Genomic DNA, 10,901 nt, shown 5'->3' with positions numbered 1-10,901 from the left:
ATGGGGGAACTGAAGGCTGCGCCTGAGATAGGCCTCCTGCTCAGGAAAGCCAGTCCTGCCACCTTGGAGAGGCTCTTGGCCCCTGACCGGATAGTCATGAGGCGGCGAGTAAGAGGTCTAACCAGGCAAGGTTGATTGATGGCGCGAGGGATTGCAGCCAGGGTATTCATAGGGTTTATAGGGGTGCTTATTGCCTTCCTGGCGGCTTGCGGGGCTTCCGATACTCCTAAAGCCAGGGATCTGACGGTGCTGGTGGGGGCAGGCCAGGGGGCGGTGTCGGTCAACGCTTTCCTGCCATCGACGGTGCGTATCAGGGCCGGCGACACGGTGACGTGGCGCATGAACGCCGACGGCGACCCCCATACTGTCACGTTCACGGACACGCCGGAAACGCTTATAGACATTATGCCCGCCCCGGCGGGGAGCGAGTTTGAGTTATTTCTTTAACCCTGACTTGCTCCGTTCCACCCGCGGAACCGGGGAACCGGTGGAGTCCTACGTCGGAGAGGGGTATTTCAACTCTGGCATCTTTTTTGGGGCGATTCCAGGCGTTCCGAAGCTTGATACATACTCGGTGAAGTTTCCAGAGCCGGGGTCGTATGTGTACGTCTGCGGCATTCACGACTACATGAAGGGGACAGTGGAGGTGGAGCCTGAGGACTCCAATGACGTCCAGGACCAGCAGCAGGTCTTGGCTGAGGCCGAGAGAGAGGGCACGCCGCTGCTGGAGCTAGCCAACTATAATAAGCAGCTAGCCTTTGCTCAAAGCTCCGCGGACAGAGAACAAGGCCCTAACAATACGGGTCTGTGGCTGGTCAACGCAGGGCTAGGTCCTCGGGAGGCGGAGGTGGTGGACTTCTTCCCCAAGAACCTATCGATTACCCAGGGGGACACCGTGGTCTGGAATTCGGTGGGCTACCACGCGGTGGTCTTCGACAACAGCAATTTGATCACGCCCTTCTACCTGCCCCGGAACCCGCCCGGAGGGACGCCGGTGGTGGGGGTAAACGCCAGGGTTACGACCTCGCTGCCTCCGAAGGGGGCATTCGACGGGAGCGCTTTTGTCAGTTCGGGGCTTATCGGCCCTGGAATAAGGTGGCATGGAAATCGGAAAGACGGCCAGGGGTTCGTCATGACATTTGAGACGCCCGGGACCTTTACCTACGTTTGCCCAATACGTTCTCAAGTGGGAATGTACGGTTCAATTACGGTGCAACCCCGCTAGCTTTATCTGGTTAGGGGGGTCCGTCCAATTAGCTTAAGGCCGCCTAAATAAGGCGCTAAGCAGCCGGTTGCGGCCTTTGGCTGCTGAGCATGGGAGTTGGGATATAAAAGGAAAGCCCTCCGGTTTATGGGAGGGCTTTTACCTTAACCGCTGGATAGTGGAAGGGAGGATAAGAAGTTGCCAAAGTTGTTTGATTGGCTTAGAAACGGAACTTTAAGTTAGACCGGCGGGTTTACAAGGGTTTAATCCTTGGCCCCGGGAGCAGAGCTCAACCGGACGGCGTTGGAAGAAACCGCCCACCGACCGACCTAGGAGTGGTCCTGGTTTGAGGCCGGGACAATCTCCCTAGAAAGGAGGTGATCCAGCCGCACCTTCCGGTACAGCTACCTTGTTACGACTTCGTCCCAGTTACCAAGCCTGCCCTCGGCGCTTGCCTCCCTTGCGGGTTAGCTTGGCGACTTCAGGCATTCTCGGCTTCCATGACGTGACGGGCGGTGTGTACAAGGCCCGGGAACGTATTCACCGCAGTATGCTGACCTGCAGTTACTAGCGATTCCACGTTCATGCAGGCAGGTTGCAGCCTGCAATTCCAACTGGGGATAGCTTTGATGGGATTGGCTCCAGCTTGCGCTTTGGCGACCCTTTGTACTATCCATTGTAGCGTGTGTGTAGCCCAGGGCATAAAGGCCATGCTGACTTGACGTCATCCCCACCTTCCTCCCCCTTGTGGGGGGCTGTCTGGCTAGAGAGTGCAACTAGCCACAGGGGTTGCGCTCGTTGCGGGACTTAACCCAACACCTCACGGCACGAGCTGACGACAGCCATGCAGCACCTGTGAAGGCTCCCGCCTTGCGGCGGGTCGGTCCCCTTTCGGTTTCCTACTACCAACATGTCAAGCCCTGGTAAGGTTCTTCGCTTAGCATCGAATTAAACCACACGCTCCACCGCTTGTGCGGGCCCCCGTCAATTCCTTTGAGTTTTAGCCTTGCGGCCGTAGTCCCCAGGCGGGATGCTTAACGCGTTAGCTTCGGCACTGGGGGGGTCGATACCCCCAATACCCAGCATCCATAGTTTAGGGCGTGGACTACCCGGGTATCTAATCCGGTTTGCTCCCCACGCTTTCGCGCCTCAGCGTCAGGTACAGCCCAGAAGACCGCCTTTGCCACTGGTGTTCCTCCCGATATCTACGCATTTCACCGCTACACCGGGAATTCCGTCTTCCTCTGCTGCCCTCAAGTCCAACAGTATCCCCTGACCTCTTCCAGTTGAGCCAGAAGATTTCACAGGAGACTTGTTGAGCCGCCTACGCGCTCTTTACGCCCAGTAAATCCGGGTAACGCTTGCCCCCTACGTATTACCGCGGCTGCTGGCACGTAGTTGGCCGGGGCTTATTCTCAGGGTACCGTCCTAACTCTTCCCCTGAAAAAGGAGTTTACAACCCTAAGGCCTTCATCCTCCACGCGGCGTCGCTGGGTCAGGCTTTCGCCCATTGCCCAAGATTCTTTGCTGCTGCCTCCCGTAGGAGTGGGAGCCGTGTCTCAGTCTCCCTCTGACTGGTCGTCTTCTCAGACCAGTTACCCGTCTTAGGCTTGGTGAGCCGTTACCTCACCAACTACCTGATAGGACGCGAGCCCCTCCAAGAGCGCCTTGCGGCTTTCCTCTCCTGACCAGGGCCAGGAGAGCTCATGCGGTATTAGCTCCGGTCTCCCGGGGTTATACCCCACTCAAGGACAGGTTACTCACGTGTTACTCAGCCGTTTGCCGCTGTCCGCGGGGGTTGCCCCCTGCTTCTCGCTCGACTTGCATGCATTAAACGCGCCGCCAGCGTTCACCCTGAGCCAGGATCAAACTCTCTGGCGATTTACCTTACCTTCCTTCCACTATCCAATTGTTAAGGTGTAAAGGACACATTCGGACTCCCTCGCGAGAGTCCACAAGAGAGTATATGCCGTTTATACAAGCGTGTCAAGAGTTTGGGGTGAAGCTGGTCAGGCACGAATTTTTGAGGAAATGGCGGGTACGCTCTTTGGCATTGAGCTTAATGGGCGCAGCCTCTGTCGCGGTATGGGATACCATCCCCTTTATCTCGCCACGGCGAGCTTGCAGCCCCTTTCCCGATACATCGGGACTCAGGAATCGCCTGCTGGAAGGGGAAGGAATAATTAAGGCTCACCTCATCATCCCCCTTCGACAAGCTCAGGGCTGGCTCTAGCCCCTTCTTCTCCTTTTCAATAGGAGAAGAAGGGGGACCTGAGGTGAGACTTCAGATGCTTTGCTTTAGTGTGATGAGACGGGAATCGAGCCGACCCTGAAGGCTATATGACGAGAGCCATAATAGCTAGCCAAGTAAAAGAGAATGGCATAAGTGTACGTAGAAAAATTAGCCTCCACGGCAAGCTTTTTGAGGGCCCTGAGGCAGAGCGCGAAGCTGCGCTAGCCAGGCGTAAACGGCCTTAATTGACAAGGTATTGGGGGGGTGCTAGAGTGGCCGTGATTTGAACTTTCCCAGGCTCTGAGCTAGTCCTCTGCCGCCGGGGCGAAGTACCACTTTACAGCCTTGCGGGGCGTTATGGATACAGGACAGGAGTCAGCCCAACAGTCGAAGTTGAGGGAGTTGAGTGACTCTGTTCTTTCAAAGCGCCCGCTTATCATCGCCAGCAACCGCGGACCCATAGAGCACCACGCATCGCCGGACGGGCGGCTGGAGCCTCGCCGGGGCAGCGGTGGAGTCGTCACCGCCCTTAGCTCGCTGACGCAGATTCTGGAGTTCACGTGGGTGGCCAGCGCCATGGGCGAAGGGGACAGGAGGGTGGCGGAAGAGAAGCAGGGAGAGCGGGTCAAGTCGACGCTGCCGGGCCAGAGGACTTATGTGCGGTACGTGTCGACGCCCCGGCGCATCTATCATAAGTATTACAACATCTTCTGCAACCCGCTATTGTGGTTCCTGCAGCACTACATGTGGAATTCGCCTTACAACCCCAACCTGGACGCAAGCATTCACGATTCCTGGTCGGACGGGTATGTGCCGGTAAACCAGGCCTTTGCCCAGGCGGTGGTGGAGGAGGCGCAGCTGGACTCCCGGCCGCCGCTGGTGATGACTCACGATTATCATTTGTACCTGACGCCCGGCTTTATTAAGGCGAAGCTGCCAGAGGCGATAGTCCATCACTTTACTCATATACCCTGGCCCGCCGAGCGGTACTGGAAGCTGCTGCCTGAGTACATGCGACGGGAGATTTGGGACAGCATGCTTTCCGCCGACATCCTGGGCTTTCAGTCCCCGCAGGACGTGCGGAACTTCCTGAACTGCAGCGAGGAGTTCCTGGATGAAGCCAGGGTTGACCATAACAATCAGAACGTAGTGTTTAAGGACCGGCAGTGCCGGGTCCGGCATTACCCGATATCTGTCAATGTGGACGAGATTATGAGCATCGCGAACTCGCCGCGGGCGCTGGAGCACGAACGGCGGCTTCGTTCGCAGCTTAACGAGAGCGTTATCGTGCGAGTCGACAGGGCGGAGCCGAGCAAGAACATCGTCCGTGGCTTCAGGGCCTTCGGACTGCTTTTGCAGCGATATCCGGAGCTGCAAGGGAAGGTAACTTTTCTTGCCTTCCTCGTCCCCTCCAGGACCCACATCCGGCAGTACCAGCGGTACATGGAAGAGGTCCAGAGGGTCATCGACGAGATCAACGCTACCTTTGGGACGGGGGAGTGGAAACCCATAAGGCCCTTCCTGGAGAACAACTATACCCAGGCACTGGCGGGCATGAAGCTGTACGACGTGCTGCTGGTGAACTCGGTCATCGATGGGATGAATCTGGTGGCCAAAGAGGGGCCGCTGGTGAACACCAAGGACGGGGTGCTGGTGCTGTCTGACACGACGGGCGCCCACGAGCAGCTGCGGCAGGGCGCGTTGACGGTGTCGCCGGCGGACGTGGAAGGGACTATGCTGGCGTTATACAAGGCGTTGACGATGGGGCAAGAGGAGCGGAAGCGCCGGTCGCAGACGCTGGCGGAGGCGATTAAGCGCGAGGATATAGGCCACTGGCTTTGCCGGCAGATTGAGGACTTGGCGGAGCTGGTTTAGGGCACCTCCTAGCCGCTGTTTTTAGAGGAAGCCCGGTTCTAAATTAGCAGACCTTATTCTTACACGGGATACCTTCATCCCCTTTATCCCCTTCTTCCCCGACTGCATCGGGACTGAGTACAGCCTGCTGGAAGAAGGGGAAAGAAAATGAGATGCCACAACCCCCTCCTTCTGCATACTCAGGACGGTCCGATTACATCGGACTCCGCGATATATGCTTAAAGGTAGCAGAGCGTCTACCTCCCCCTGCGCCTTCCAGGTCGAAGGGGGAGAACCAGATGGGACGACCCAGAACCGCGAGAAGCCACAGAGACAGGACTTTGCCGATGTCTTGGAAGGTTGCCATTGAGCAGCTGTTACGTGAAGGTATAGCTGAGCCTGGCGGCCTGGGGGCTTGACTGGTATAGAAACAACTGTTCTAATCGAACAAACTTTCTGGGACGTGGGATATGGGCCAGATACACTATGAGGAGATCCAGGCTTCCAGCGCCCTGAATCATGTTTCTAACATGGGGTTTCGATGGTCCTTGAACCCGTATCGAGGATGCGTGAACGAGTGTCATTACTGTTTCGCGCGACGTTTCCATTCACTGTTTGACCTGGACCCGGGTTCGGACTTTGCCTCGGTAGTAATGGTCAAGGCCAACCTGCCGGAGCTGCTTCGGCGCGAGCTGTCGAGGGTGAGTTGGAGGCACGAGATGGTGGCGATAGGAACGGCGACTGACCCGTATCAGTCCATCGAAGGCAAGTACAATTTGACGCGTCGTTGCTTGGAGGTTTTCGCGGACTTCTACACGCCCATCGGCCTGGTGACTAAAGGCACGATGGCGGTGCGCGACGCCGACGTGCTGGCAGAGCTTTCGAGTCGGGCTGGATGCACGGTGTGCTTCAGTGTCACGACACTGGACAGGGACATATGGTCGCGGCTGGAGCCGGGGACGCCGCCGCCTCGCCAGCGGCTTAAGGCTATGGAGCGGTTAGTTGCCAGGGGCGTGAACGCAGGGGTCCTGCTGGCGCCGGTGGTGCCGGGGATCACCGACGACCGGGCTAATCTGGAAGAGGTGGCCAAGGAGGCGGCGTCGCACGGGGCGCGATTCCTCGGCTCCAACGTGCTGTATTTAAAACAAGGCACAAAGGAACACTTCCTGGAATTCCTGGAGCAGTCTTATCCGAATCTGACGGAGGCATATCGGAACATATATCCGGCCAGCTATGCTCCCAGGAAATTGCAAGACAGAGTAAGGCTGAGAGTGCAGGAGTTCAAGGTGAAGTATGGGCTGGAGGATATGGGAGTGGCGCGGAAGGCGGGGGTGCCGGCTTACGGCCAGAAGACGCTGAGCCTGGCGCCGTAGCAGGGCAGACGCAGGATTAATTGACAGCATTTGAGCTTAGAAGGATGGCCGCCAGGCCCACTTCAACGATGCGCATCTTCACCTCATAATTAAGAAAGGGAGTATCAGCGAGGGAGGAGGTGTGCGATGAAGACCAGGCCGATTCCCATGTCGGCGTTTGCACGGTTCTACGAGGCTTCACCACTGAACAAGGTCACGAGAGTACGAAACGCTCTCCTGATGGCCGTCGACCCGGAAGGGTACAAAGTAAGAGACTACTACCTCGACCTGAGAAACACGCTAAGTGAGACCCACTGGAGAACAGGGGACATCCTAAGTTTCGAGGAGGCCTTGGACGCGCTGGTAGAAGAACAAGAGGACTCGCGTAAGAAGGGGCATTACTTGGCCGCAGGAAGGGCATACATCGACTTCTGGAAGAAGCAGGACGCACGGTACTTTTGCGTTCCATCGTCGGAAGTCGAGATAGCAGGGCTGCCGGTGGAAGTAACCACAGAAGTCGGAATGCGATGTCGCGAGGGAAGTTTCGCCCTCAAGTTGTGGTTCAACGCAGGGAAGCCCACTCGCCAGTTCAGGCAGGCGGTGCAGTTCATGACGTGCATGGGAAGGGATGGAAGCTGGCGGGAGGAGTGGCAGCCGGCGGTATGGGACGTGAGGCGGCAGGCGGTGCTTCCGCCTATTCCGATACCGAAAGAGTTCGGGCTGGCGCTGGAGGGACAGTCCGCGGCGTTCCAGAGGATATGGGGGAGGCTTGAGGAAGAAGGGATGTAGCCACCATGTCTGGAGTTGCTAAGACCGTTTGCTCACCCAACCCGTGCCCTGAAGACCAGCCTTATCTTTAAGCTCGTCGACGTCATTACCCTTAATCCCTCTTCGCCTTCCATGCCGAAGGGGGAGAACCAGATAGGCCGATAACTCGCAGCCGTGGCCACGCGAAGCGTCAAGACAAAGTAGAGATGCCAGGCGCTCTAATCTATGTGGATAGATACGCGAATTTCTTGGTCTCTAGGCTTTCTTAACAATTACTTGCTAGCCTGTATGTACGGTTCGTTGCCCTTTCGGAGTAGTCCATGTAAAGTAGGACAGGTCAGCCATTTAAACTGGTGCACATGGACACTGCTTCACAGTACCGGCAGCTTTTTGCGGACGCGGCGGGACGGTTAGGCGAGGACTTAGACCTGGCGCGGGCGTCGCTTTACATCGAGGGCGAGGACTTTGGGAGCGTCGATGTGAACGAGTGCCTTGGCAAGCTGGACAGGCTGGCGCATAGGGCCGGCGACCTGCTGGGGCCTTCGATGAATATTACGTCCAAGCTGGAGTCGCTGGGCCTATATATGAGCGTGAAAGAAGGGTTTAAGGGGGACGCGAAAGACTATTACAACCCCGACAACGTTTATCTGAACCGGGTCCTGGACAGGCGCAGAGGTATGCCGATAGCCCTCAGTCTGGTTTATATGGAGGTAGGACTCAGGCTGGGGATTCAGTTCGATGCCATAGGATTGCCGGGACATCTGGTTATCAGGGCCATCACCCCGGAACGAGATTATTACATCGACCCGTTCCATCGGGGGCGGGTGATATCCAAGTCGGACTGTGTGGAGATGGTGGGGAAGATGTATGGCGACAAGGTTGAGCTGCATGAGCGGTTTTTTGAGCCTTACACCAAGAAGCAGTTTCTGGTGAGGCTTTTGAGTAACTTGAAGGGGATATACAGCCGGTCGGGAGAGTACGCAAAGGCGCTGGCGGCGGCAGACAGGATAGCCATCCTGGACCCCTATATGGGGAGCAATCTTAAGGAGCGGTCCTGGATATTTCAGCAGATGGGCCAGTACAAGAGGGCCATTGAGGACCTGGAGAGTTACTTAAAAGCCTGGCCTCAGGTAGAGGATGCACAGCAAGTTAAGGATCAGATCCAGGGATTGTGGAAAACCATTGCGACGCTGAACTAGCCACGCCCTGAATCCAATGAGCGTCAGTTTTCGTAACTGACATTGGAAGGGGGAGTTGGGCGTCACCTGGTAAGGGGGAGCAGGTGGCAGTTTATGACAATTTAGGGGATGAAAATCTTCTAACCTTGATAGCCAGCGGTGAAAAGGATGCCCTGGAATGCTTCTACAACCGTCACGCCACGGCAGTTTTCTCGCTCGCCAAGTTTATGTTGAAGAACGAAGCTGTCGCGGAAGAGATTACACAGGAAGTGTTTCTCTCCTTATGGCTCAAGGCTTCCACCTACAACGTCCAGCGCGGGTCGCCCAAGGGGTGGCTCATGAGCATTGCCCACCATCGCGTAATCGACCACGTGCGCTCCGCCAAGCGGGCCAGAGAATCGACGGATAAGATGGCCCACGAGATGTTCAACCTGCAGGCCCTAAGCCTGGTGCATACGGAAGACGAGGCCCATCGCAATATAGACCGGCAGCTGGTGGTGAGGGCGCTGGAGAGCCTGCCGGACGACCAGCGAAAGGTGCTGGTGATGGCCTATTTTCAGGGCTTTTCCCAGTCTGAAATATCGGAGGCGCTGAACCAACCCCTGGGAACGGTGAAAACCAGGATGCGTCTGGGACTTCAGAAACTTCGAGCAATATTCGAGAATCAATCTTAAAAGTATGACCAATTGCAGAGATATAGAGGACCTGCTGCCAGCTTATTCCCTGAACGCCCTGGGGGATGAAGACTCGGCCCTGGTGGCGCAGCACCTGGAAGGCTGCGTCTGGTGCCAGACCGCGCTGCGTGAGTTCAGGGAAGTCACAACCCGACTGTCGACCGCGGCGGAGCAGACGCCGCCGCCCGCGAGGGTGCTCAAGAACGTTTTGAAGGGCCGGCCCGCGCCCAGGCCGCGGCGCGGACCATCCCTGGTGCCGGCTTTTGCTTTGTCGACGGCAGTCCTGGTCATCGTGATCCTGGGCAGCGTGCTGGCGTTTATGATGGCGGAGCTTAGAAACTCCAACGAGACGTTGACGGAGCAGGTGGCCAGCCTAGAGCAGGATAACGAGTCGGTGGGCGAAGAGGTGGCCAACCTGAGGGGCGATAACCAGGAAGTGGCGCGGCAGGTCGCGGAGTTGGGGAAGGGCAGTGCCGCCATGGCTGAAAAGGTGGACCACCTGACGACGGAGAGCACGCAGCTAGGAGCGAAGGTGACAGAGGTGACCCGGGAGGGCAAGGACCTGGTCACGCAGATGTATCAACTCAGCATTTCCGGACAGCAGTCCCTGGACGCTTTGAAGACGCAGCGACACCTCTTATATCTGCTGGCCTTGCCTGACACCCAGGTCTCCGACCTGTCTTCCACTAACAAAGACATTGAAGGCAGAGTTATTTTCAATCCATCAACTCAGAACAGCATACTGGTGGTTACCGGACTTACTATGCTGTCGTCATCGATGCAATACCAGGCTTGGCTTCGTAAGTCCGCCTGCAGGCCTGAGAGCCAGGGGCCGTTGAGTGTGGACGACAAGGGTTGGGGCATGGCGGTGCTTGAGCCGGTGGACGACTTCGGCAAGTATCAGTGGCTCGGTGTGTCGGTTGAGGCGGCGGATGGCAGCGCGGCGGAGCCGACGGCGGGGCAGGTTATTCTGTTTGGCATGTTGACGGAGGCGGACCCCGTCAGGCCTTAGACCGATAGGGCTAAGGCCATTAGACTCGTACGAGCCGGGGCCTTCCCCTTTCTCTTCAAGTCGCGTGCTTCATGTACATTAACTAGTCATAATCGGGATACTATCCCCTGACCCCTTCTTCCCCGACTGCATCGCGACTGAGTACAGCCTGCTGGAAGGAGAAGGAATAATTGAATCACCTCATCATCCCCCTTCGACAAGTTCAGGGCAGGCTCTAACCCATTCTTCGTCCCTCGGGGATACTCTGGAGAGGTCCGATTGCATCGGACTCCGCGATATATGTCAGTTTGGGGCGGGCTCTTTCAGGCTGAAGGGGGAGAACCAGACAAGACCCCAAACTCCGTCTGTTCAAACTGTTCAAAATGCTTGTGGTTTTTCATAAGAAAGGCCGTTACATTGCCAAGTTTTAACTGCCGCTGGCAACCGCCGGTCGTAATATCAGGCAAAAGAGAAGGCCCCCCGATTTACGGGGGGCCTTTGGTTTCTGAGTCGGTATCGAGCGGCTAGTTTACTTTCTGATAAAGGGGAGCTGCTCGAAAGCGCCGCCGACGACGGACTTGGAGTCCATCTTCATGTGCTGCTCCAAAAGGGAGGTGTAGAAGCCACGGAAGTCGTAATTGGGGGCC

Annotated in this window: 8 protein-coding genes and 1 rRNA gene; 8 read left to right on the top strand and 1 reads right to left on the bottom strand. The window is 56.9% G+C overall.

Annotated features, from left to right (window positions below; genetic code table 11):
- The first annotated feature begins 138 nt into the window (after positions 1–138).
- Together FJ320_12230 and FJ320_12225 are read left to right on the top strand one after the other, a co-directional pair.
- Positions 139–447 carry a hypothetical protein gene (locus tag FJ320_12230; GenBank protein ID MBM3926718.1) on the top strand — a complete coding sequence of 103 codons (309 nt, stop codon included), beginning with the start codon at positions 139–141 and terminating at the stop codon, positions 445–447.
- Positions 431–1,225, top strand: a complete 795-nt coding sequence (locus FJ320_12225) for a hypothetical protein (GenBank protein ID MBM3926717.1) — start codon at positions 431–433, stop codon at positions 1,223–1,225. The genes FJ320_12230 and FJ320_12225 overlap by 17 nt, the downstream gene beginning before the upstream one ends.
- A 346-nt stretch (positions 1,226–1,571) precedes the next feature.
- On the opposite strand, the gene FJ320_12220 is transcribed toward FJ320_12225, so the two are convergent.
- A 16S ribosomal RNA gene (locus FJ320_12220) occupies positions 1,572–3,079 on the bottom strand.
- A 715-nt stretch (positions 3,080–3,794) separates the two neighbouring features.
- On the opposite strand from FJ320_12220, the gene FJ320_12215 reads away from it, so the two are divergent.
- The 6 genes from FJ320_12215 to FJ320_12190 all read left to right on the top strand — a co-directional run bounded on the left by FJ320_12215 (position 3,795) and on the right by FJ320_12190 (position 10,275).
- Positions 3,795–5,312, top strand: coding sequence for a trehalose-6-phosphate synthase (locus tag FJ320_12215; GenBank protein MBM3926716.1), 1,518 nt, complete (start codon positions 3,795–3,797; stop codon positions 5,310–5,312).
- Positions 5,313–5,761: 449 nt separating this feature from the next.
- Positions 5,762–6,664 (top strand): radical SAM protein, encoded by a 903-nt coding sequence (locus FJ320_12210; protein MBM3926715.1) that lies wholly within the window; start codon positions 5,762–5,764, stop codon positions 6,662–6,664.
- Between the two features lie 126 nt (positions 6,665–6,790).
- Positions 6,791–7,432: a hypothetical protein gene (locus tag FJ320_12205; GenBank protein MBM3926714.1), complete on the top strand. Its 642-nt coding sequence runs from the start codon at positions 6,791–6,793 to the stop codon at positions 7,430–7,432.
- A gap of 338 nt (positions 7,433–7,770) precedes the next feature.
- Positions 7,771–8,610, top strand: coding sequence for a tetratricopeptide repeat protein (locus tag FJ320_12200; protein ID MBM3926713.1), 840 nt, complete (start codon positions 7,771–7,773; stop codon positions 8,608–8,610).
- Between the two features lie 41 nt (positions 8,611–8,651).
- The gene (locus tag FJ320_12195; GenBank protein MBM3926712.1) at positions 8,652–9,263 is read left to right on the top strand and encodes a sigma-70 family RNA polymerase sigma factor; all 612 of its coding nucleotides are present in this window, start codon (positions 8,652–8,654) and stop codon (positions 9,261–9,263) included.
- 4 nt (positions 9,264–9,267) lie between these two features.
- Positions 9,268–10,275, top strand: coding sequence for a hypothetical protein (locus tag FJ320_12190; GenBank protein MBM3926711.1), 1,008 nt, complete (start codon positions 9,268–9,270; stop codon positions 10,273–10,275).
- The last annotated feature ends 626 nt before the right edge of the window (positions 10,276–10,901 follow it).

This window comes from SAR202 cluster bacterium (genome assembly GCA_016872285.1).
In the GTDB taxonomy this organism is placed as follows: domain Bacteria; phylum Chloroflexota; class Dehalococcoidia; order Lucifugimonadales.
The sequence above is the reverse complement of the archived record's forward strand: the minus strand, read 5'-3'. Positions and strand labels throughout refer to the sequence as shown.